Here is a 24,009-nt window from a genome sequence, read left to right on the forward strand (position 1 = left end):
CCTCTCTGCTTACAATCAAAGTAAAAATATGATCACTTCTGAATTATTAAAAAAGTATGGTGCTGTACAAAAGTCTTTCGCTAAAAACGAAATTATTTTTGAAGAAGGGAGTCTGCCAATTCATTATCACCAAATTATTTCAGGAGAAATTAAAATGAGTAATTACAATGATGATGGCCGAGAATTTATTCAGGGAATATTTTATAAAAATCAATCCTTTGGTGAACCTCCATTATTCTTAAATCAGAAATATCCAGCAAATGCGATTGCAGTAGAAAACAGCCAGATACTTTTTCTGCCCAAGCTTACTTTCATGAAACTACTGGAAGAAAATCCATCAATTAGCATCAAAATAATCGAAAACCTGGCACAACGTCTGTATTATAAATCTGTTATGGCAGCAGAAATTTCTACACATGAACCGGAACACCGAGTTTTAAAACTAATTGATCACGGAATTGCTTATTTTGATTTCAAAAAAGATTCAAACGGATATCTTATCAATTTCACAAGACAACAAATAGGAGATTTAACAGGTCTTAGGGTTGAAACCGTTATCAGAACCATTAAGGCTCTTGAGAAAAAGGGAGAACTGAAAATAATTAACCGAAAAGTATACCGATAAAATAGATTTCGTTTTATGATTTTAATCATAAAACGCAGCTGTAAAGTGCATGTACCTTTGTTACTATAAAAACAGAATATCATGACACTATATCAAACAACATTCGAAAATTTCAATAAAAGTTACATGGGTTCAGCTGCAATGGCTGTAATTGGCCAAAGCTGTTTAGGCGGCGCAGCAGCAATGTATGTCCTGGCAAACGGAACCTCTATTGGACAAATGATACAACTTGCTATAATTGTACTGGCTTGTGTCTTTGCAAATACATCAATATTAGCACAAATGAAACACAAAGTGGTTTTTAACCTTATTATTTTAAGCACATTTTTAAGTTTGCTTTTTATATTTTTGAATAGCTTTATACTGTGAAAAAACAAATAGAAAATAGAGAAGACATTGGTTTTTTAGTAAATCAATTCTATGATAAAATAAGAGCCGATGAAGAAATCGGCTTTTATTTTAACGAAATAATAACTGACTGGAATTCACATCTTGAAAAACTAACTGATTTTTGGGAAATGAATTTGTTTGGTATAAAGAAATATAACGGTAACCCTATTGCAGTTCATAATGAAGTTGACGCTCATTTTAATGGCAAAATTACTTCAAATGAATTTGGAATCTGGCTAAATCATTGGTTTCAGACTTTAGACGAACATTTTGAAGGCGAAAATGTCGAAATACTAAAAAGACGTGCCCGAAAAATGAGCACTTTTTTATACATGAATATGTTTGAAAATCGGAAAAAAGAAAATAACGATTAAAACCCCTATCAACTTTTTCAAACAACAATGGCTTTTATAACACCAATATATCTAGAAGTCAAAATAAAAGCTGTTACTTTAATTTGCCATTTTATTTCTCAAAAGCATAAACCAAAGTAAAATTCCCTTCAAAATTATCCGACTTTACTTCCTGATAATTTACATCAAAATCTTTTACCAAATTATCAAAATGAAGACTGGCCTGAGTTTTACTTCCGTCTAAAGAGAAATCATTAACATTTATATGATCCTTAAAACTGATGCCTTTCTCATTTCTGATTTTAAAAATAGCTTCTTTAGCTCCCCAGATTACAGTAAGTTTTTTAATGTATTCTTTTGTAGAATTCGGTTCTAAATAACCCATTTCATAATCGGTAAATTTATCGGCAATTCTCTGAATTTTTTCACGTTGCAATTCCATATCGATTCCAACGGTTTCATGGCTAACTATTATAGCCGCAAAATGATATGAATGTGTAATTGAAATGTAATTATGACAATCAAAATAAGGTTTACCAAATTCATCATAATGCAAATCTTTATCTTCAAAACCTAATTCCTGAATCAACATACGAACGCTCAAAAAAGCACGCTGATGCATTTGAGATTTCATTCCGTCAAGTCTCAATTGCGTCTTTTCCTTCAAAATAACCTTACTCGATAGCTCCTCAAAAGATTCGGTTATTTCCCAAATTAAAATTTTTGTGGTTTCGTTAAACTGTATGGTCTGAAATAAAGGCATTTTTAAATTATAAATTATGAGTTGTGAATTATGAGTTTTTAAACCATATAAGTTATTTAAGAAAATATAACTATGGGTTTAGAAAATGTATTAGTAAATATAAGTAATTCGCGACAAAGGTAATAGTTTCAGAATCTTTTTTTAATGAACTTATATCACTTACGGTTGGTAAATTTTAAATATATAAGTGATTTAAGAAAACATAACTGTTGGCTTTAAAAAGCATTACTAAATATTAAGCAATTCACGACAAAGGTAATAGTTTCAGAATCTTTTTAAATGAGCTTATATCACTTATATGGTTTCAAAAAACATAATATAAGAATTCTTTTTTAAATGAACTTATATCACTTATATGGTTTAAAACGATTCTTAAACTAACATTCTAGAGATTAAGAAATTAAAGATTTCACAAATCTTAGAGAAAATAGTAAAAATAAAAACCTATTACGTAAATTTGCAAAAATTTTACAATTATACAAATATACTATAAATGAGTACTACAACTACGCCTTTTGTGGCTTTCAAAGTAAAAGACATTTCTCTTGCGGCTTGGGGAAGAAAAGAAATTGAACTAGCTGAAGCTGAGATGCCAGGTTTAATGGCGCTTCGTGCTGAATATAAAGACGAACAACCTCTTAAAGGTGCTCGTATCGCTGGATGTTTACACATGACGATTCAAACTGCAGTTTTGATCGAAACTTTAATTGCTCTTGGTGCAGAGGTTACTTGGTCTTCTTGTAACATTTTCTCTACTCAGGATCAGGCTGCTGCTGCTATTGCTGCTGCAGGAATTCAGGTTTATGCTTGGAAAGGTCTTGACGAAGAATCATTTGACTGGTGTATTGAGCAAACTTTATTCTTTGGTGAAGATAGAAAACCATTGAACATGATTCTTGATGATGGTGGAGATTTAACTAACATGGTTATTGATCGTTACCCAGAATTAGTTCCTGGAATTAAAGGATTATCTGAAGAAACTACAACTGGAGTTCACAGACTTTACGAAAGAGTAAAAGCCGGAACTTTACCAATGCCAGCAATCAACATTAACGACTCTGTTACTAAATCTAAATTTGATAACAAATACGGATGTAAAGAATCTGCTGTAGATGCTGTACGTCGTGCAACTGACTTAATGTTAGCTGGAAAAAGAGTAATCGTTTGTGGATATGGTGATGTTGGAAAAGGAACTGCAGCTTCTTTCAGAGGTGCTGGATCTATTGTAACTGTTACTGAAATTGACCCAATTTGTGCTTTACAAGCTGCAATGGACGGTTACGAAGTTAAAAAATTAAACACTGTAATTGCTAATGCTGATATCATCATTACAACTACTGGAAACAAAGATATCGTTCTTGGAGAGCACTTCGAGCAAATGAAAGACAAAACTGTTGTTTGTAACATTGGTCACTTCGATAACGAAATTGATATGGCTTGGTTAAACAAAAACCATGGTGCATCTAAAATCGAAATCAAACCACAAGTTGACAAATACAACATTGCTGGAAAAGATATCATTATCTTGGCAGAAGGTCGTTTAGTAAACCTTGGTTGTGCTACAGGTCACCCAAGTTTTGTAATGAGTAACTCATTTACGAACCAAACTTTGGCACAAATCGAATTATGGAATAACAGTGCAGCTTATAAAAATGATGTTTATATGTTACCAAAACATTTAGATGAAAAAGTTGCTGCTTTACACTTAGCTAAATTAGGAGTTGAACTTGAAGTTTTAAGAGAAGATCAGGCTGCTTATATTGGTGTTGAGGTTCAAGGTCCATTTAAACCAGAGTACTACAGATACTAATCTATTTTAGATTTACGATTGTAGATCTTAGATTTTTAATTCATATTCAAACCCGACAGGTTTTAAAAACCTGTCGGGTTTTCTCTTTTTAATAGATTTTTTTATAAATTGAAATTCTTTTTCCGGGGCCAAAAAAACATTTCTCTGAAAAAATTGCACGTTTATAAATATCTACTTACTTTTAATAATCATAATAAGAATCTATTTCTCAAATACTTAAACAGTGTAAAATTGAAAAAAACATCTTATTTACTCGTTTTCTTATTTTTATTGTGTCTCCCACACATTATTCTTTCTCAGGAAAAGAAACCCAAAGTCGTTTTAGTCCTGAGCGGCGGTGGAGCTAAAGGGATTGCGCATATTCCACTTTTACAAAAACTGGATTCTCTACACATCGTTCCCGATCTTATTGTTGGAAACAGTATGGGAAGCATCATTGGCGGTTTATACGCCATGGGATACTCTGGTGATAGTATCGAAAAAATTACCAAAAACATTTATTGGGATAAACTCCTTGGCGGAGGCCAATCGTTGCGATCTGTAAGCGCAGAAGAAAAAAGAGAATTTCAAAGATATTTAGTCGGAATAGGTGTTAAAGACGGGAAACTCAATAGTGTTGGTTCCCTTTTAAACGATCAAAATCTAAGAGAATACCTTTCTGAATTAACTTATCCTGTATATAATGTCAAAGATTTTGACAGTCTCCCAATCCCTTTTAGAGCCATGGCTACCGACTTGGTTGAAGGCAAAGAAGTTATTTTAAGCAAAGGCAATCTGGCTTATGCAATGAGAGCCAGTATGTCGCTGCCCGCTATCTTCAAACCAATGCCTTATGGGAAAAGTGTATTAGTAGACGGTGGTGTATTGAATAATTTCCCTACAGATATTGCCAAACAAATGGGCGCTGATATTATTATTGGTAGTGATGTCGGAGGAGGAATGGAACCAATTGATAAGCTGAACAATATTATGACGGTTTTAATGCAGACCAGTATGTTCCCTAGTAATATTAAAAATCCGGCAAACCGTGATCTTTGTACAATATTAGTCGATCACTTGCCCAACCTGCGTTTCTCTACCGCCGATTTTGCTGATAGTAACGAAATCTACAAAGACGGTAAAATAGCAACAAATCAAAATCTTCCTGCTTTAATTGCTTTATCAGAAAAGCTCAGGGGATTTCCGCAACGAACTCACGGATTACCCGATATGCCCAAAGAATTTGTGCTTGATACTATAATTTACAAAAAAATAAGTCCCGAAAATCTTCCGTTAGTCGTTGGAAGAGCCAATCTTAAAACTCATGTAAAATATACCACCAAAGATTTAATTGCAGGTATTAACAGAGCAATGGGGACTAATCTTTTTGATGAAATTACGTACAACTATTTTATCAAAGACGAAGACAAACTAGGAATTACATTATTTGGATTTGAGCGTGCTAAAAATCAGCTAAACACATCTGTACATTATGACACTTACAGAGGTGTTGGAATCATTTTTAATTATACCGCCAGAAACGTTCTTGCAGATGCATCACGCCTTTTGATAACTGCTGATATTGCAGAACAGCCAAAAGCGAGAATCAATTATCAGAAAAATTTTGGAGGACACAGAGAATGGTGGTGGGCTTCTGAAGCATATGGTGCTTTCTTAAGACAAGAAATTTACATCAATGGTAAGGCCTCTGATAACATCTTGTATAATGCTTTTGAATTCAACAATGAGATAAACAGGAATTTAAATTCTCTTAAAAGCTATTTTGGTTTTGGACTGAGTTATCATTACACCAATTTAAAACCAAAATACGACCGGGAATACAATCCCAACTCCATCAATATTACCAATTACAGCTTTAACAATATCGAAATGAACATGCATTATTCTTATAATGATATGGATAAAGTTTTTTTTGCAACAAACGGCACAATCATAAAAGCAAATGTGTCGCGATCATTTCTTACCGATCTCGACACCTCATTTTCTGACCCCAATTTAATGCCAATTTCTGGCAAAACAAATGGTTACACAAAATTTGGTTTTGGTATTGAGAAAAGATTGCTCTTAAAAAAGAAAATCACAGGAATCATAGGGTTCGATTCTTATTTTATTTTTCAGGATAAACTTAAAGAGGATCAAATTCCGTTTTCAGGATTTGGTTATGCCGCAAAATATTTCTTAGGAGGAATTATTCCGAGCTCCGGCAGTAATCGTTTTTCGTTTGCAGGTTTACATGAAGACGAACTTAATGTTACTCAATATATGGGACTTAAACTGGGTTCTCAAATAAATATTATCGGAAAAATTTATCTGACACCTCATTTTAATATTGCCACCGTTGGTTTTGATACTTTTGACGATTACCTTGATCACGCATTCAATCCAAAAGGAAATTGGGACGAAAATCTCGAACCTAGTCTTGTAATATCAGGCGGAGCTGCAATTTCCTATCAGTCCATTCTAGGTCCAATCCATTTTGACACCTCCTGGATAAACAATATAGACAAAGTAAGATTATTTTTTAGCGTTGGATTATCACTAAACCCCTAAGAGAATTAATCCCCATATTTTAAATCTAAAATCTGATATCAGAAATCTAAAATAAATTAGGACGCACCAATACACGCAGATCAAGAACCCAAAATAGTCCGATATTATTTATGCCCCCTGAAATTTTAAGTTTAAATTTGAAACTCCAGAATTCATCAAAAAATAAAGGAGGAAAAAATTATGATCGAAAAAGTTTTATGTGAAGTACACGGTTCAAAAGAAATGTCTTTTGGCTGTATTCACATTGCGATGGCACTAAATTCAGAAGAAAAAACAGGCTTTTTCTATTCAGAAGCCGAAGAAGATCTTCCTAAAATTGCCTGGTGCGGAGAATGTGAGCAATGGCTTCTTGACAATGGTGAAGAGTGGACCGACGTTTTTCAAGCCCGAGCCGACTTTAAAATGTTATGTTCCGATTGTTTTGAAGAAGCAAAAAACAAGGAATCAGAAATTCATATACGCTAAGTAAGTCTCATGAAAAAGATTATTGTTTTTTCTGTTTTTCTCTTTTTAAATTTAACCGCATTTGCTCAAAAGAATGATATCTGGACTTCATTTCCGGATAAAGATTCCACTCACATTGGATTTAAAGATAAAAATGGGGTAATCAAAATTGAACCCAAATTTATGGGAATGACAATCGCCCATAAATTCGAAAATATTATTGCTGTCAATGAAGAAAAAAATCAAAAATGGGAAAGCTATTATTTGACCAAAACCGGAAAAATTGTTGGTCGCGATAGTTTATATATTTTTGACAATGGACCAGATTGTGAAAATGAAGGTTTTATAAGATTTACTGATCATAAAACTGATAAAATGGGAATGTTTAACCCTGAGGGCAAAATTGCAATCCCAGCGATATACAGCAATTTGACCAAAGTCAGAAACGGAATGATTCTGGTTCTTAAAGATGCTGAAAAAAAACAAGACGGAGAACATTTCTTCTGGACTGGAGGAACAGAACTTCTAATCGACACTAAAAACAACGTTTTAATTGAAGATTTTACATACAATGATAATCTTAATTTTTACTCACTGGAAAAATCAGCAACTGCAAGTAAAGACCCTATAAGAGAAAGTTTCCCTGGTGTTGACGGACAATACTATTCGTTTATAAATTTTGAAAAAGAGTTTAACGAATGGCTTAAAAAAAGCGTCCTTAAAGATTTATCAAAAGCCAATTTAGAAAAACATTCTTTTGACAAAATCACCTATTGGAAAGAACCAAACGGCTGGATAAGTAAATCTAAAAGCAAATTTATTGATCAGAATTACAATCTTCTAAAATTAAAACTACAGCAATTAAATTCTCCGAAAACAGATTATTTTGTTTCTACTGATGGATTAAATCAGTTTATTTTTGAATCTGCTGAATATGCCGTGTATTTCAACAACTGCAATGAATCTAAAGAATGGTTGTATCCAACAATGGATGTTGTAATCAATCCAAAAAACAAAACTGATTTCGGACAAGATCATTTTGAATTTTTACGAACTGAAAATGGATATAAATTAATCAGCATTTCTCTTAAAAAAGATAATCTCAAATAATTCAGCTTCATTCTGTACAAAGCTTAACTTTGCAAAAAACGCGAGCCATGAAGAATTTTTTATTTTTATTCGTTGCCATAATTTTCGAAATCATTGCTACTTCTGCATTAAAAAAATCCGAAGAATTCACCAAATTACTTCCAAGCATAATTACCATTATAGGATATTGTGGCGCTTTTTATTGTTTAAGCTTTGCTATTAGAACCATTCCGGTTGGTTTTGCTTACGCTATCTGGTCTGGAGTTGGAATTGTTTTAATAACGATTATCGGAGCGGTTTTCTTCAAAGAAATTCCGGATTTACCAGCTATTATCGGACTTGCATTAATTATACTTGGCGTTGTTGTAATTAATGTTTTTTCTAAAACTACGGCACATTAGATCAAAAAACATTACTTTTGATAGTATCAAATGATACTATCATGAAGCCTCCGTATGACATTACTCCAACAATATTAATGTTGGTAAGCGCTATATCTGAAAAGATTGGAGCAGTACACGCTATCTATCTTGATAAACAATCTCCTCAATTAAGAAAACTAAATCGAATTAAAACAATTCATTCCTCTTTACAAATTGAAGGCAATACTTTAACCGAAGAACAGATAACTGCTTTAATAGAAAATAAGAGAATTATTGGTCCGCAAAAGGATGTTTTGGAAGTCCTAAATGCTATTAAAGTTTATGAAAAATTAGATCAATATGATTCTACTTCTTCAAAGAGCTTTTTAGAAGCACATGAACTATTAATGAAAGATTTAATAGCTGACCCCGGTAAATACAGAAAACAAGGTGTTGGAATAGTTAAAGGATCAAAAGTTGCTCACATTGCTCCTTCCCACGAAAATGTCCCTTTTTTAATGAATGACTTGTTTAAATATTTAAATGATAAAAACGAATTAACCTTAATTAAGAGTTGTGTTTTTCATTATGAAATGGAATTTATTCATCCTTTTATTGATGGAAATGGAAGAATGGGAAGATTATGGCAAACTGTAATTTTAATGCAAGAATATCCTGTTTTTGAATTTCTACCTTTTGAAAGTTTAATTAGCCAAACGCAAGATAATTATTACAAGTCACTTGCGCTAAGCGATAACACAGGAAAATCCACTCATTTTATTGAATATATGCTCAATGTAATTAATAAGTCTTTAGATGGTTTATTGAATTATAATAATAGAACACTAAGAGACATTGATCGATTAGAATATTTTTGTTCTTTAGGAATTAAAGTTTTTACCCGAAAAGATTACATGAACATATTTAAAGATATTTCTTCAGCGACTGCCAGCAGAGATTTAAAAAAAGGTGTCGAACTGAAAATATTAAATATTACAGGAAATCAAAGTACTACAAAATACAGTATTGCATAATTCAAAAAAAAAAAATGATTTTCAAAAAAGCTACCATTTCAGATTTAAAAGAAATGCAACAACTGTATATCGAAACCATTCAATCCGTTTGTAAAAACGATTATAATCCGGAACAAATCGAAGCCTGGATTTATGGTGTAAAAAATACAGATCGCTGGGTTGAGGTTATCGAAACGCAATTTGTTTTATTAGCTATTATTGAAAACCAAATCGCCGGATTCGGCACTTTGAAAGGCGGGAATTATATTGATTTTTTCTATATTCATAAAGATTTCCAGAGACAAGGAATTGCAGCTAAACTTTTGATCGAATTAGAACTTGAAGCTAAGAATCAGCATTCAAAAATCATAACTTCGGATATCAGCATCACTGCAAAACCATTCTTTGAAAAGAAAGGCTTTATTACAAAAGCTGAACAAAAAAATATTCGTCTCAATGCAACACTTATCAATTACAAGATGGAGAAAGAATTTAAATAATAGTTTCAAGTTATATTAGAATGTGAAACTTGAAACAAAAAAACAAAAATCTATTTCCGCAAGTTTCAGATTTTCTACCTGCAAAAACCAATCGATCTTTGTATTATAAAATAGAATGAAGATGAACACACAGGAAACCATCAATTATAATCGCATAGCTGAAGCTATAGATTATATCAAAGCCAATTTTAAAGATCAGCCCAATCTTGATGAGGTTGCAGAGAAAGTGCATTTGAGTCCATTTCACTTTCAGCGGCTTTTTAGCGATTGGGCAGGAACGAGTCCGAAGAAGTTTTTGCAATATACCAGTCTTGAACATGCTAAAAAACTACTCAAAGAAAATCAGGCAACCATTTCTGAAACTGCATACGAAACCGGGCTTTCAGGCACAAGTCGTCTGCATGATTTATTTGTAAATATAGAAGGAATGACTCCTGCGGAATATAAAAATGGTGGAAAAAATCTGGAAATAAATTACAGCTTTGCCGAGAGTCCTTTTGGAGATATTATTGTAGCTTCAACACAGAAAGGCGTTTGTTTTATGGCTTTCGCCGAAGATGAAACAACTGGTTTTATTGCGTTGAAAGATAAATTCCCTAATGCTCAATTTTCTAAAAAGCTAGATTTAGCACAACAAAATGCACTTTTCATTTTCCAAAATGACTGGAGTAAATTATCTGAAATAAAACTACACTTAAAAGGAACCGATTTTCAGTTAAAAGTTTGGGAAACGCTACTGAAAATCCCTATGGGACAACTTTCTACCTATGGCACAATTGCAAACCAAATTGATAAACCAAACGCATCTCGAGCAGTTGGAACAGCTATTGGAAGTAATCCTGTTGCATTCTTAATTCCTTGTCATCGCGTGATTCAATCTTCAGGAATTTTCGGCGGTTACATGTGGGGAAATACGAGAAAAACAGCTATTATTGGCTGGGAAGGTGCGCAAACAAATCTATAGTTTTCTGCCGAATTCACGAATTTTCTTTTTAAAATCTTTGCGATTATTTATTCGAATTAATTCGAATAATATTAGATAAAGTATTAAAAAAAATAATTCGTGAATTCGTGGCAAAAAAAAATCTCAATCTAAAAATTATTATGCAAAATATACAATCAAAAATTGCTTCTCAAAACTGGGAAAGCATCACCGAATCTATGCACGAAAATGGATTTGAAATCCTTCCAAAAGTGCTAAATAACGAACAATGCGAAGATTTAAAATTCGATTATGACAATCCGAATTTATACCGAAAAACAGTTGTAATGGAACGTTATCGCTTTGGTTTAGGTGAATACAAATATTTCAATTATCCGTTGCCTGATTTAATCCAGGATATTCGATCTGCAGTTTATCCCAGACTGGCTCCAATTGCCAATGCGTGGATGAAAGCTTTAAATATCAATACTTTTTTTCCTCAATCTCATGAAGAATTATTAAAGCAATGTCATGAAAATAATCAGCTGAAAGCAACAGTTTTAATTTTAAAATATGGTAAAAGCGGATTCAATACTTTGCATCAGGATTTATATGGAGACATTTATTTTCCAATTCAGATTGTTCTTTTTCTAAACGAACCTGAAGTAGATTTTACTGGAGGAGAATTTGTCTTAACACAACAAACTCCAAGAGCTCAATCTAAAGCTATTGTTCTGAAACCCAAAAAAGGAGATATTCTCATTTTTACCACCAATTTCAGACCTCTAAAAGGCACAAAAGGATATTATAGAGTAAACATGAAACATGGCGTAAGTGAAGTTCATTCTGGCGAACGTTTTACGCTGGGAATTATTTTTCATGATGCGTTAAATTAAGGTGCATAGTTACAAAGGTTCTGAGGTTTTGAGGTTTCGAACCAACGCATATTTGTAGAGACGCACTGCAGTGCGTCTAACATCATGTTTTCTGCCACAAATTCACAAATCAAATAAATTCTATCCGCATAGATTTTAAAAATAATTCGTGAATTACTTTGTCCATTCGCTATCGCTCGGGTCGTGGCGGAAAAACTGCAAACTTTAGACGCACTGCAGTGCGTCTCTACAGAATAAAAAAATGATAAAACCATGATTAAGCACAATAAAATTTCAGATTCAGATCTTCGAAATAAAATTAAAAAAAGCGAAATTTGTTTCGGTGGAAACCAAAAACTAAAAATATACGGAACACTGAAATGTACTTCAGGCAAAAGGATGAAACGGGAAAATCGGGTTTTCTTTTCTTCTGAAAGCGAAGCGAAACAAAACGGTTACAGGCCCTGTGGACATTGCATGAAATCCGAATACATAAAATGGAAAAATGGACTTATTTAACCCTCCTATAGACGAAAATACCAACTTGCTTCCGAAAGACGGAACAGTAAATTATTACGGAAAATTATTTTCACGAGATGAAGCCGATTTTTATCGGGATGCTTTACTAAATTCGATTGAGTGGAAAAATGATGAAGCAATTATCTTTGGAAAACTCATTTTAACCAAAAGAAAAGTGGCCTGGTATGGTGATAAGGAATTTGAATATACGTATTCTAATACCACAAAAAAGGCACTCCCATGGACCAGCGAACTTTTAGCATTAAAGAAAATCATTGAAGAAAAAACAGGAGAAACTTTCAATTCCTGCTTGCTGAATTTATACCATTCAGGCGAAGAAGGAATGGCGTGGCACAGTGATGCCGAAAAAGATTTAAAGAAAAATGGCGCAATTGGTTCTGTAAGTTTTGGTGCCGAACGTAAATTTGCTTTCAAACATAAAGAATCTAAAGCAATCGTTTCTTTAATTCTGGAACATGGAAGTTTACTGGTCATGAAAAACGAAACACAAACCTATTGGCTTCATCGTCTGCCTCCAACAAAAACAACACAGAAACCCAGAGTTAATTTGACTTTTAGGACTATCATTTAATAGAAATGTTATTTCTTTTTTGTAACAACATTTTCATACGAGCGTATTAAAGCATCTTCAAACATTTCTAATCTTACTTTTGAAAGTTCGGCTATTGTCCAGCCTTGTTTTCCCCATTTGTTTGGAACTGGATAAAAAATCATTTCGCTTGAAGCACAAAAAACAGATTGATCGATTTCATTTAATTTCAAAACGGCTCGATTATTTTTCTCATCATAAGTGGCAAAAATCTTTTTATTGATGCGGAAGGATGTTTTCTCAAAATGCGGTTCTTCTGTTGCATTTGGAAATGATAAAGCTAATTTTCTAAATGTTTCAATTGAGACCATAATCGCAAATTTTTAATTATTATCCTCTTACCAGCCTTGATTTAATCCATTTTTCAAGACTTCATCATATTTTTCTTTATCAAAAGAATATAAGTTTGGTGCTTTATGTGCAACATTACTTTTCTTCTCGTCGAGTTTAATCAGAATTCCAATATTGGTTATTTTTCTAAGAAAATTTCTGCGATCCAGTTTTTTATCCAAAATTGTTTCATACAGTTTTTGCAATTCCGGAATTGTAAATTTCTCCGGAAGCAAATTATATCCTACTGGCATTAAATTTAGTTCAATTCTTAAAGTATCAAGTGCTTTATCCAGAATTTCCCGATGGTCTAAAATAAGATCCGGCACTTCTTTATGATCAATCCACTCCACAATATCGTGCTGATTTACAGAATTTGGAATTATTTTTAGAAAATCGACCAGTGCATAATAGCCTATGGTAACAAAACGCTGGGTAAACCATTTGCCTTTTTCCTGATCTATATTTAAATGATCCAAAACATCTTTCCCAAAATGATTATCATTTCGTTTAATCTTTCCAAATGTTGCAAACTGCCTTAAAAAAACACCCTCAACTCCTGTTCTTTGGTTTAAAATTGTTACCGCTGCAGTATCAATATCCTCTTCAATAGGAACAAATCCACCAGGTAAAGACCATTTTTCATTATGGTTTACCTTAATCAACAAAACTTTTAACTGATTATCATGAAAACCAAAAATTACACAATCTATGGAAAGTCCAGGTTGATAATTGTGGCTGTTTTCTATAATATCTTTCAACATCTACTCTTTATTAGGGTAACAATTCTTACTGTTACAATAAGGCAATTTACTCCATTTTTACTTAACTATCACATTTTAAGAAACACAGATTGGTAATTTTGTTAAATAAATAATCTGAACGTTATTTAGAGTTTGTTTTTTTAACTAAAATTTAAAATCAAATCTAAAAAAAATAATTACATTGCGTCACAATAACACAATAAAAAACGTGCTTATTTACACTCTGAAAAAGAAAGAAAAATCCTGATGTTTGTTCTGTATTTGCATCTCTTCTTTTTTAGAAAATCAGAACATCAATGCAAGAGATATGAATGCCAATCCATTAAAAAACATAAACAGTAAAATTAGAAACAAAATCTGGACTTCGTTCGGGTTTGTTTCAAAAACGTATCTTCTTGAAGCTTCATTAAAATATAGTGAAGAGCAGGAAAAGATTTTTAATCAAATGATTACAGAAACGGAAGCAAAAGATAAAAAAGCAAAACGCGAAGCTTTTGACAAAGCTTTATTTGCTTCTTACAAAGGAATTGGTGTTATGGATTTTATAAACACTGTTCTTAAATAGTTCCTTTTTAAAGATCAGAATATATACACAACCTCACTTTTCGTGAGGTTTTTTTATTATTTCGTTAATTTATAAAATAACGAAACAAATTATGCCATTAATATTACATATTTTTGTTCTAAGTAAGATTATACACCAATAAAAATTGTAAAGTTATAAGCATGGAAAACACTGTAGAATTAGAAAGTTATAAAATCCAAAAACCAGAAAATTGGGCTTCTACTATTGATGATACCCAACTTGTTCAATATATAAAAGAATCTGATTTCTCCAACAAGCAAGTTGAAGAAGGACGGGATTTCTGTTATTTTTTAGATAAAATTTATTATACCAGCGACAATGAAAACGGCGAATATGCCTGTGTTGCTTATACGCTCAATGAACCTGGAAATCTGGAAAGTGCTTCTGCAAAAGATGTTGTGGTAGAAGAAAATGAAACTTACATTATACACCGAATAAGTGTTCTGAGAGAAGGTGTTTTAATTGACAAAATTCCTGACACAAAAATAAAAGTACTGGATAGCGAGAATCAAAGCGAAGGTGGTGTTTTGAGCAGTAATAAAAAAGTAAACATTACAATCAAAGATTTACGCCTTTATGATGTCTTGATACTTGAAGATTCACGAATTAAAGTATTTTCTGAACGTGATTTTATGCGTAAGGAATTTTTAAAATATGTTTATGTGAGTCCAAGTACTTACTGGGCTTATGGAAATTATAAATTCACTTTTATAAATGACCGCAAAGAACCAATTGCCTACAAAAAAACATTTTTTAGAGATGAGGAAGGAAATGTACTGGAACCTGAAATTAATCGTTTAAAAAAAGGAGAACGTTTCATATTTGAAAAAGAAAACTACATCAATTTTTTTGATACAAACAGAGAAATTGCTTCGTATATTGATTTTGCGACGGAGAGCAACTGGATAAATTTGTCTAATTATATTTATCCTTTATATGATGAGATTTACAATAAATCTTCGTTAAAGGAATTTGCTCCAAATCTTGTTGAAAAATTAGATGCTATTACCGACAAAGACGAACAACTGCAATTTGCAATAGATTATGTGCAGAATCACGTTTATTATACCTATAATGCTGATGAAATGAATGGTCACAAACCGCAGGAGCCAGCTGTTACGTATGAAAACAAACAAGGTGATTGTAAAGCAAAATCGGTTCTATTGAAGGTTGTTTTAGATTATATCAATGTTGATTCAAATGTTATTCTGGTTAATTTTAGTACAGATCATTACATTAAATACTACTTACCTTCATTGCTTAGTTTTAATCATGTTGTTGTAAAAATCAATTACAAAGGAGAAACTTATTTTGTTGATGCGACTTCAAGAGACGAGTTCGGTTTAATCGAAAATCGTGGCTATATTTATTTTATGCATTATCTTGAGGTGAAACCCAATCAGGAATTACAGATTAAGCAACCTCAAAAATTCTCTTATTATGGTATAAATGAAAAAGTAGATTTTAGCGCTCAAAATAATATTGGTCAATTAAAACTGGTATCGACATATAAAGGAAATCGTGCCAATTACATGCGTAAATATTTTAAAAATACCAATAAAAGAGAAATCGTTGACAGCTGGAATAATTTCTTGTTTTATACTTTAAATTATTCAAATGACAGAAATGGAACAGACATCAGAACCATTTTTAAAGATGCTGTTATCGAAATTGTTAGTGATGATAAAAAGCTCAACGAGTTTACCATTCAGTACACCACTACAATCGAAGAACCTTATTATACAGATCCGGAGAAAAATCGTTTCTTAATGTATTTTGATCGTAATGTAGTTAAAAATGGTGCAAGAGATTTTCTGCATAACGATATTAATTTCTGGCATAATTTTGATAATGAAAAATATGAAATCAACTTAACGACAGATCAGAAAATAGACACTCAGGAAAAATATACTATTCAGGAAAGTACCATCAATAATCCGTATTTTGATTATACAAGCCGTAAAAAAGTGACTAAAAACGGGGCTTCAATATATGTTGATTTTAAACCGTTGGTGAATTTAGAAATTCCCAACGCAGATTTTGAAGAATTCAGAAATGATCACCACACTATTGCAGACAGTAATTACGGAGTGGGAATTGATATTATAGAACAAGGATTATTAAACAGACTGAAATATAGTTTCAAGAAAAGTCTTAAATAATTGAGCTAAAAAAACGGGGCTTTTATGCCCCGTTTTTTGTTAGTTTACCAATTCAAAATCAGATTTTAATTTAATATCTGCTGATGAAGCTCCGATCATCACTTCAAAATCTCCTGGCTCAGTTGTCCATTCTAATTTATTATTGTAGAAAGACAGCTTTTCTTTATCAATCGTAAATTCGATTGTTTTAGATTCTCCCGCATTTAATTTTACTTTTTGGAAATCTTTTAATTCCAGAACTGGTCTTACAACAGATCCAAATTTATCTTTTAGATATAATTGCACTACTTCTTCTCCAGCTACTTTTCCGACATTTGATAATTGAAAAGAAACCTTAATTGTTTCATTACTTTTTATTTTGGCTGAAGATAATTTTAGGCCTGAATAATCAAACTTTGTATAACTCAATCCGTAGCCAAAAGGAAATTTAGGAGAGTTTTTTAAATCGATATACGCTGAAACGTAATTTGCATCATTCTCATTTTTAGCTGGTCTTCCTGTACTAAAATGATTGTAGTAAATTGGCACCTGTCCTACTTCTCTAGGGAAAGTCATTGGTAATTTTCCAGAAGGATTATAGTCTCCAAATAAAACATTTGCAATCGCATTTCCGGCTTCAGTTCCTAACCACCAGGTATAAACAATTGCAGGAACATTATCGGCTGTCCAGTTAAAAACTAACGGTCTACCTGCATTTATTAAAACTACAACCGGTTTTCCTGTTGCCTGAATCGCTTTTACTAAATCTTCCTGAACACCTGGTAAATGCAAATCGCTTCTGCTTTTTGCTTCACCACTCATATCGCGACGCTCACCAATACTTAAAATCACAACATCGGCTTCTTTGGCTGTTGCTACAGCTTCGGCAAAACCATCTTTATTATCGCCATCAACTTCGCAGCCTTTTGCATACAATAATTTAGTGTCTTTACCCACTTTATTTTGTAAACCATCCCACTGCGAAACAATCCATTTGTCATAATTTACCTCCGGAAGCTCCACAGACCAAAAGCCCATATTGGCTTTATACTCTTTTACCATTGGTCCTATAAAGGCTATTGTTTTTACATTTTTTGAAATTGGTAAAGTTTGATTTTCATTTTTCAGCAAAACAATACTTTTTTCTGCCATTTCAAGAGCTGCTTTTCTATTTTCAGGATTGTTTAACGCTTTCTCTGCTCTTTTTTCATCTGAATATTTATAAGGATCATCAAATAAACCCAATTCGAATTTTTTACGTAAAATACGTCTTACTGCATCATCAACTAAATCAACAGAAACACGGCCTTCTTTTACTAACTCGACCAAATGATGTGAGTAAGCAGTGCTTTCCATATCCATGTCACTGCCCGCAGTTATTGCTGAATAGGCTGCTTCTTTAAGATCTTTTGAGTAACCATGTGCTACCATTTCTCCTATTGAGCCCCAGTCAGAAACTACAAAGCCCTGAAAGTTCCATTTTCCTTTTAAGATATCTCGCTGCAAATGTGCATTTCCTGTTGCCGGAATTCCGTTTATATCATTAAATGAATTCATAAAAGTTGCGGCACCGGCATCTAAAGCCGCTTTAAAAGGCGGTAAATAAGTTTCAAGCAACATTCTTTCGCTTATATCAACAGAGTTGTAATCTCTTCCTCCAACCGCTGCACCATAAGCAGCAAAGTGTTTTACACAGGCCATAACAGAGTTTAAATCTCCTAATTTATTTCCCTGAAAGCCTTTTACTCTTGCGTAAGCAATTTTAGAACCCAAGTACGTATCTTCTCCTGCGCCTTCCATAACTCTTCCCCATCTTGGATCACGACCAATATCTACCATTGGTGCAAATGTCCAGTGAATACCGCTTGCTGCAGCTTCTGTAGCTGCCACTCTTGCTGCCAATTCTATCGCTGCTAAATCCCAGCTTGCGGCTTCTGCCAACGGAATTGGAAAGGTTGTTTTATAACCATGAATAACATCCTGACCAAATAACATTGGTATTTTAAGACGGGATTGCATCGCTAATTTTTGATAATTCCTTGTTGATTCGGCTCCTGTAACATTCAGCATTGACCCTACTAAACCATTCTTAATTTCGGTTTGTTTATTTGGATTTACCGTGATTGGCCCCGTTATCGAATTGTCATTACTATATTGATTAAGCTGACCGATTTTTTCTTCGATAGTCATTTTTTTCAATAAACTTTTTACTTTCTGGTCGATACTTTCTTGTTGTGCCGCCGCAAAAAGTGACACCATCAACAGGGTAACTGTGGTTATTTTTTTCATTCTGATTTAATTAATTTCTATTAAGACAGGTAAATGATCTGAAGGATATCGCAAATCTTTTGAATCACTTAAAACTGCATGTTTCTGAATTTTTAATTCGCTATTTTTTGAGATAAAAATGTAGTCTATTAATAAATTTACCGGCTCATTATGTTTAAAATTATTAAAAGTTCCAGATGGTCCAAAAGGCTTTTCAATTGAAACATCTTTAGTATCATTCATCACTTCTTTTATCGCTTTAATTTGTTTTGTCTCCGGTTCTGAATTAAAATCACCCATTAAAAAAACCGGATAATTTTGGGTGTTTACTTCCTTAATTTTCGACAAAACCAACTCTACACCTTTTACTCTCGCCACTTCTCCAATGTGATCGAGATGCAGGTTAAAAACCCAAAATGTTTTTTTAGTTTTTAAATCTTTAAAAAGAGCATACGTACAAACTCTGTTACAAGCTGCATCCCAACCTCTTGACACCTCATTTGGTGTTTCTGACAACCAGAATGTATTGGATTGTTTTACCTGAAAACGATCTTTTTTGTAATAAATCGTGCAGGCTTCTCCAGTTCCCTTTTCTTCTCTGCCAATTCCAAACCTGTTATAATCAGGAAAAGCCGAGGCAATATCAAGCACCTGATTTGGTGTTGCTTCCTGAACTCCAAAAATATCCGGACTATAAAATCTTATTTGAGAAGTAAAATAATCTTTCCGTTTTGGCCATGCATTCTCTCCATCTGATGCTACATCAAGACGAATGTTGTAGGTCATCATTTTTAAATTCTGACCATAAAATGACATGCTTACAAAAAGTAAGAATACTACTAAAATAATTTTGTTTGGCTTTTTCATGTTTAAAAATTTTAATCCGTAAAACTAGTGTTTCCGCAGTCTTAAAGAGAAAAACTTATTTAAAAATTATGTTAATTAACTTTATCCGTATTCCTTCTTTCTTCTTTTTCTCTTAACCTATTTTTTAGAAGTTCCTTTTTTACCTTCAGAAAAATCTAAATAATTCAAATTGAATCCTCCTTTTTCAAAAACTACTTTAATTTTATTTACTCCTGCATTTAATGCTACGTTAGATAAAATAACTGTTTTCCATTTATCATTTCCACCAGTAACCGGAAGGACAACTAGTTCTGATTTCTTGCTGTTTTCAGTTTCCAGATAAATCTTTCCTTCTGTTTTCTCGCTCGAATAGCGAATCACAACTTTATATGTATCTTGTTTTGCTACATTGGCTGTAAATTGCAGCCATTCTCCATCTTCAATAAAAGAAACCTGATAGCCATTTGAACCAGAATCTTTGCATGGCAAAATATCTACCCCATCATTACGCATGGTGTTTCCTTTATTCCAGTCTTCAAATTTTCCGGTTTCGACTCTGTAATTTACAAAATCAGTATCCTGATAAGCATAACCATTGGTTCCTAAATCATATTCGGTAGCAGCAATTTTACCCGGAATTAAATGTTTTTTATAAGGTTTTGTATCATTGGTTTGTACCTGTCTGAACATAGCATCAATAACATCTGGTTTTACCGTTAGGTTTTCCATTTTGTAATTGTTGGCCATTTTCATCAGTGTTTTTTTCGCCAATTCCTGACTTGGTTTTTGTCCTCCGTCTTTCCAGTATTTCAATACAATATCATATTCCGGAATTTTAGTTACCGATGTTACTCCTGCAATATTCTCGATCTTTTTCATTGGCCAGAATGCCCATCCAATATTATTGCTTTCTACTAAAGTCAATACATCTTTAAACCAGACATTTGAGTTTTCTCCACTTTCTCCCAACCAAATCGGCACATTATATTGTGTTCTGTAATCCATCATTTTCTGAATAGATTCTTTGGTATTATAGTTCCAGTATTTATGAAAACTCAAAACCATATTTTCATCCCACAAAGGAAAAATTCCATTGTAATTATTTCCCCAGCAATTTCCTTCGATAACCACAATATGATTAGGATCTACTTCTCTAATTGCTTTTGTAACGGCAACCATTAAGTCTCTTAAAGGTCCGTTTGAGTTTTCATCACAACCATTTTTATTGGTTCCGGTAAAATTCCAGTTGGGTTCGTTGATAATATCATAAGCACCAATCCAGGGATTATCTCTGTATCGGGAAGCCAGTTTTTTCCACAATGCAATCATTTTTTTCTGATTGGCGCCACTTTCCCAAAGAGATGGTTTTGTTGTATCATAATCAGAAATTGCAGCATCATTTCCTTGTCCGCCAGGCGCAGCATGCAAATCTAAAATCAGATACATTTTGTTTTCGGCACACCATTTCAATAAATTATCAGTCATTGTAAAACCTTCTTCAATCCAGGTGATTTCACCATTTTTTTCTTCCTGAATTGCTGGTGTATAAAGGTTGTAATGCATTGGAAGACGAACTGAATTAAATCCCCATGCGGCTAACGAATCAATATCGCGTTTTGTAATACCATTTGCTTTATAAGCGGCATAAAATTCTTTTGTTCCCTGTTCGCCAATAACATCCTGAATTTTTTGTTTAATCTGATATTGCGAGCTTGCAAAGGGCTGGGTTTGCAACATATATCCTTCCTGCACCATCCATCCGCCAAGACCTAAACCTCTCAAAACAATATTATTTCCGTTTCCGTCAACAATCTTTTGTCCGTCTCTATGTAAAAAACCCTGCCCAAAAGCGGTAATTGAAAGCAATAGTTGTAATGTGATAATGATTTTTTTCATGTCAATTTTTTTAAAACTTAATCAACTTTCTAAACTAAAATACCCACAAGATTTTTAGAAAACTTGTGGGAGTATTTAAGATTTTACTTTAATAGAAAATCCTTTTTTTGATTTCCGATTTGAATTGTAAATGTTCCTTTTTCAGAAATCCATTTCAAATCTTCATTTACAAACTGAAGGTCTTTTTGATTTAAGGTGAATTTTACTGTTTTAGTTTCGCCGGGAGCTAAACTAATTTTGTCAAATCTTTTTAAAGCTTTTACTTCTGGTGTAATACTTGCCACATTGTCTGACAAATACAATAAAACGGATTCTTTTCCTGCTTTTGCCCCTGAATTTGTTACATCAACTGATACGTTTATTTCATCTGAAGCAGTGATTTCAGATTTGTCCGTTTTTAGGTTTGAATATGCAAATGTTGTATACGATAACCCTGTCCCGAACTCAAATTGAGGAGAATAACTTTTCTCGTATTTTGCGTCGTTATTTTGCTCTCCTTCAGAAATACTTTCAGTATATTTTCTATTGTATTTTTCTAATGAATTTGGATATTTTGGATAATTATACGGCAATCTTCCACTTGGGTTTACATCTCCGTATAAAATATCAACTAAAGCTCTTCCGCCTTCATTTCCCGGAAGGTAACATTGAACAACAGCTGCCATTTTATCTTCAAAGTCACTAATTAATCTTGGTCTTCCTTCGTTTAGAACTAAAACTATTGGTTTGTTTAATTTTGATAATGCTAAGGCTAATTTTATCTGAGAACGGCTTATGTAAAGGTCACTGATGTCACCCGGTGTTTCTGTATAATTTTTTTCTCCTAAACACAAAACAATTTTAGTGGCAGTTTTGGCCAATTCTACTGCTTTCTGAATTTCAGCGTCATCTTCTTTTTCAAGATCTGCACCTGGGGTATACAATACGTTTTCTTTTCCTAATTTATTCTGAAATGCTTCTAAGATAGTTGATTTATCTGCCGCGTAAGTATCTGAATTTTCACCCTGCCAGGTATAAGACCAACCTCCGTTTAAGTATTTCATACTATTTGCAGTTGCTCCTGTTACCAGTATTTTTTCGTTTTTATTTAATGGTAAAGCTGAAGCATTATTTTTCAATAAAGTAATAGATTCTGCCGCGGTATTGTAAGCTTCCTGAATGTGTTCTTGTGATCCGAATTTTGGATAATCTTTTAGGTTTGCTACTGAATTTTGAAATAAATTCAATTCAAATTTCATCTTAAGAATTCGGGTAACTGCATCATCAATTCTTGACATTGGCACTTCTCCTTTTTTTACCAAATCAACCAGATCAGTGTAAAAAGAGAATTCTTCCGGTACCATACTCATGTCTATTCCCGCCATAATTGCAATACGAACTGCATCGCGTTTAGATTCGGCAACTTTATGTCTGGTATACAAGTAAATAATATCTTTCCAGTCCGTTACTACAACTCCTTGAAAATTAAGCTCTTTCTTAAGGATATCGGTAATTAAATGTTTGCTGGAGTGCACAGGAGTCCCATTGATTTCGCCAGAACTTACCATTACACTTTTTGCACCGGCTTTTATTGCGGCCTGATAGATAGTTAAATCGTATTGTCTTAAAAGTCTTTCCGGAATAATACTTGGTGTTCTGTCTTTTCCTGTATAGGTACTTCCGTATCCAATGTAATGTTTCATACAAGAAGCAACACTATATTTAGAACCTACATCATTTCCTTCAAAACCATCAACTAAAGCAACTGCCATTTTTGAAGATAAATAGGCATCTTCACCAAATGACTCCCACATTCTGGACCAGGCTGGATTTCTTGGAAAATCTAAATCGGGAGAGAAAACCCAAGGAATCGAGGATGCTCTGGTTTCATAAGCTGAAATTTCGGCTCCGCGTTTTACTAAAGCTGTATTGAAAGTTGCAGCTAAACCAATTTGCTGCGGAAACAATGTTGCTCCGGCTGTATAACTTGCCCCATGAATGGCATCTATACCGTATAAAACCGGAATTTTAAGCCTTGTTTTATTTGCTTCGTTTGAAATTGCTGTTAAAGTTTCCTGCCATCTCTGTATAGTTGGAGCGCCTGGATTTGGCACATTCAAAATAGATCCAATATGATAATCCTGAATTCCTTGTTTTAGTTTTGCAGGATCAAAATATCCCGGTTTTGCAGGATCTTCAAATATCGTTACGGTTATTTGAGTCATTTGACCTACTTTTTCTTCAAGAGTCATTTTCGACAATAATTCGGCAACTTTTGCGTCAATAGCTCCTTTATTGTTTTTTACTTCCTGACTCCATGCTGCTCCACAAACTAAGAGAGCGAGCACCAGCAACTTGGTTCTTTTCATTTTAA

Annotated in this window: 23 protein-coding genes; 16 read left to right on the forward strand and 7 right to left on the reverse strand. The window is 33.2% G+C overall.

The features are described 5' to 3' along the window. Positions 1–28 precede the first annotated feature (28 nt). The 3 genes from OLM51_RS20170 to OLM51_RS20180 all read left to right on the forward strand — a co-directional run bounded on the left by OLM51_RS20170 (position 29) and on the right by OLM51_RS20180 (position 1,389). Positions 29–625: a Crp/Fnr family transcriptional regulator gene (locus tag OLM51_RS20170; RefSeq protein WP_264554307.1), complete on the forward strand. Its 597-nt coding sequence runs from the start codon at positions 29–31 to the stop codon at positions 623–625. Positions 626–706: 81 nt separating this feature from the next. Further along, positions 707–994, forward strand: a complete 288-nt coding sequence (locus OLM51_RS20175) for a hypothetical protein (RefSeq protein WP_264552359.1) — start codon at positions 707–709, stop codon at positions 992–994. Then, positions 991–1,389, forward strand: a complete 399-nt coding sequence (locus OLM51_RS20180) for a group III truncated hemoglobin (RefSeq protein ID WP_264552360.1) — start codon at positions 991–993, stop codon at positions 1,387–1,389. The genes OLM51_RS20175 and OLM51_RS20180 overlap by 4 nt, the downstream gene beginning before the upstream one ends. 91 nt (positions 1,390–1,480) lie before the next feature. Here OLM51_RS20180 and OLM51_RS20185 read toward each other — a convergent pair whose 3' ends face one another. Further along, the gene (locus OLM51_RS20185; RefSeq protein WP_264552361.1) at positions 1,481–2,131 is read right to left on the reverse strand and encodes a 4'-phosphopantetheinyl transferase family protein; all 651 of its coding nucleotides are present in this window, start codon (positions 2,129–2,131) and stop codon (positions 1,481–1,483) included. Between the two features lie 493 nt (positions 2,132–2,624). Between OLM51_RS20185 and ahcY the strand changes: the two genes are divergently transcribed. From ahcY to OLM51_RS20240, 11 genes are all read left to right on the forward strand, one after another. Beyond that, complete coding sequence (gene ahcY / locus OLM51_RS20190; protein WP_264552362.1) at positions 2,625–3,941, forward strand: adenosylhomocysteinase; 1,317 nt, start codon at positions 2,625–2,627, stop codon at positions 3,939–3,941. A gap of 231 nt (positions 3,942–4,172) precedes the next feature. Next, the gene (locus OLM51_RS20195) at positions 4,173–6,491 is read left to right on the forward strand and encodes a patatin-like phospholipase family protein (protein ID WP_264552363.1); all 2,319 of its coding nucleotides are present in this window, start codon (positions 4,173–4,175) and stop codon (positions 6,489–6,491) included. Positions 6,492–6,671: 180 nt separating this feature from the next. Beyond that, positions 6,672–6,956 (forward strand): hypothetical protein, encoded by a 285-nt coding sequence (locus OLM51_RS20200; protein WP_264552364.1) that lies wholly within the window; start codon positions 6,672–6,674, stop codon positions 6,954–6,956. Positions 6,957–6,965: 9 nt separating this feature from the next. Then, positions 6,966–8,045 (forward strand): WG repeat-containing protein, encoded by a 1,080-nt coding sequence (locus tag OLM51_RS20205; protein ID WP_264552365.1) that lies wholly within the window; start codon positions 6,966–6,968, stop codon positions 8,043–8,045. A 47-nt stretch (positions 8,046–8,092) separates the two neighbouring features. Beyond that, positions 8,093–8,425, forward strand: a complete 333-nt coding sequence (locus tag OLM51_RS20210) for a DMT family transporter (RefSeq protein WP_264552366.1) — start codon at positions 8,093–8,095, stop codon at positions 8,423–8,425. Between the two features lie 41 nt (positions 8,426–8,466). Beyond that, on the forward strand, positions 8,467–9,420 hold the full coding sequence (locus tag OLM51_RS20215; protein ID WP_264554308.1) for a Fic family protein: 954 nt from the start codon (positions 8,467–8,469) through the stop codon (positions 9,418–9,420). Positions 9,421–9,434: 14 nt separating this feature from the next. Beyond that, the gene (locus tag OLM51_RS20220) at positions 9,435–9,899 is read left to right on the forward strand and encodes a GNAT family N-acetyltransferase (RefSeq protein WP_264552367.1); all 465 of its coding nucleotides are present in this window, start codon (positions 9,435–9,437) and stop codon (positions 9,897–9,899) included. A 121-nt stretch (positions 9,900–10,020) separates the two neighbouring features. Continuing rightward, positions 10,021–10,863 carry a bifunctional helix-turn-helix domain-containing protein/methylated-DNA--[protein]-cysteine S-methyltransferase gene (locus OLM51_RS20225; RefSeq protein ID WP_264552368.1) on the forward strand — a complete coding sequence of 281 codons (843 nt, stop codon included), beginning with the start codon at positions 10,021–10,023 and terminating at the stop codon, positions 10,861–10,863. A 140-nt stretch (positions 10,864–11,003) separates the two neighbouring features. Continuing rightward, complete coding sequence (locus OLM51_RS20230; RefSeq protein WP_264552369.1) at positions 11,004–11,717, forward strand: 2OG-Fe(II) oxygenase; 714 nt, start codon at positions 11,004–11,006, stop codon at positions 11,715–11,717. 252 nt (positions 11,718–11,969) lie between these two features. Continuing rightward, positions 11,970–12,215, forward strand: coding sequence for an Ada metal-binding domain-containing protein (locus OLM51_RS20235; protein WP_264552370.1), 246 nt, complete (start codon positions 11,970–11,972; stop codon positions 12,213–12,215). Continuing rightward, positions 12,202–12,807, forward strand: coding sequence for an alpha-ketoglutarate-dependent dioxygenase AlkB family protein (locus OLM51_RS20240; protein ID WP_264552371.1), 606 nt, complete (start codon positions 12,202–12,204; stop codon positions 12,805–12,807). The genes OLM51_RS20235 and OLM51_RS20240 overlap by 14 nt, the downstream gene beginning before the upstream one ends. A gap of 8 nt (positions 12,808–12,815) precedes the next feature. Here OLM51_RS20240 and OLM51_RS20245 read toward each other — a convergent pair whose 3' ends face one another. Beyond that, on the reverse strand, positions 12,816–13,136 hold the full coding sequence (locus OLM51_RS20245; protein WP_264552372.1) for an MmcQ/YjbR family DNA-binding protein: 321 nt from the start codon (positions 13,134–13,136) through the stop codon (positions 12,816–12,818). Positions 13,137–13,163: 27 nt separating this feature from the next. Beyond that, positions 13,164–13,919 (reverse strand): NUDIX hydrolase, encoded by a 756-nt coding sequence (locus OLM51_RS20250; RefSeq protein WP_264552373.1) that lies wholly within the window; start codon positions 13,917–13,919, stop codon positions 13,164–13,166. Positions 13,920–14,169: 250 nt separating this feature from the next. Between OLM51_RS20250 and OLM51_RS20255 the strand changes: the two genes are divergently transcribed. Next, positions 14,170–14,484: a hypothetical protein gene (locus tag OLM51_RS20255; protein WP_264552374.1), complete on the forward strand. Its 315-nt coding sequence runs from the start codon at positions 14,170–14,172 to the stop codon at positions 14,482–14,484. Between the two features lie 161 nt (positions 14,485–14,645). Next, positions 14,646–16,667 (forward strand): hypothetical protein, encoded by a 2,022-nt coding sequence (locus tag OLM51_RS20260; RefSeq protein ID WP_264552375.1) that lies wholly within the window; start codon positions 14,646–14,648, stop codon positions 16,665–16,667. 39 nt (positions 16,668–16,706) lie between these two features. Here OLM51_RS20260 and OLM51_RS20265 read toward each other — a convergent pair whose 3' ends face one another. The 4 genes from OLM51_RS20265 to OLM51_RS20280 form a co-directional block, all read right to left on the reverse strand. Further along, positions 16,707–18,935: a glycoside hydrolase family 3 N-terminal domain-containing protein gene (locus tag OLM51_RS20265; protein ID WP_264552376.1), complete on the reverse strand. Its 2,229-nt coding sequence runs from the start codon at positions 18,933–18,935 to the stop codon at positions 16,707–16,709. A gap of 6 nt (positions 18,936–18,941) precedes the next feature. Then, complete coding sequence (locus OLM51_RS20270; RefSeq protein ID WP_264552377.1) at positions 18,942–19,781, reverse strand: endonuclease/exonuclease/phosphatase family protein; 840 nt, start codon at positions 19,779–19,781, stop codon at positions 18,942–18,944. Positions 19,782–19,898: 117 nt separating this feature from the next. Beyond that, the gene (locus tag OLM51_RS20275) at positions 19,899–21,656 is read right to left on the reverse strand and encodes a cellulase family glycosylhydrolase (RefSeq protein ID WP_264552378.1); all 1,758 of its coding nucleotides are present in this window, start codon (positions 21,654–21,656) and stop codon (positions 19,899–19,901) included. Positions 21,657–21,739: 83 nt separating this feature from the next. Beyond that, positions 21,740–24,004, reverse strand: a complete 2,265-nt coding sequence (locus OLM51_RS20280; protein ID WP_264552379.1) for a glycoside hydrolase family 3 N-terminal domain-containing protein — start codon at positions 24,002–24,004, stop codon at positions 21,740–21,742. Between the last annotated feature and the right edge of the window lie 5 nt (positions 24,005–24,009).

Origin of the sequence: Flavobacterium sp. N2038 (genome assembly GCF_025947185.1) — a bacterium.
Lineage (GTDB): Bacteria > Bacteroidota > Bacteroidia > Flavobacteriales > Flavobacteriaceae > Flavobacterium.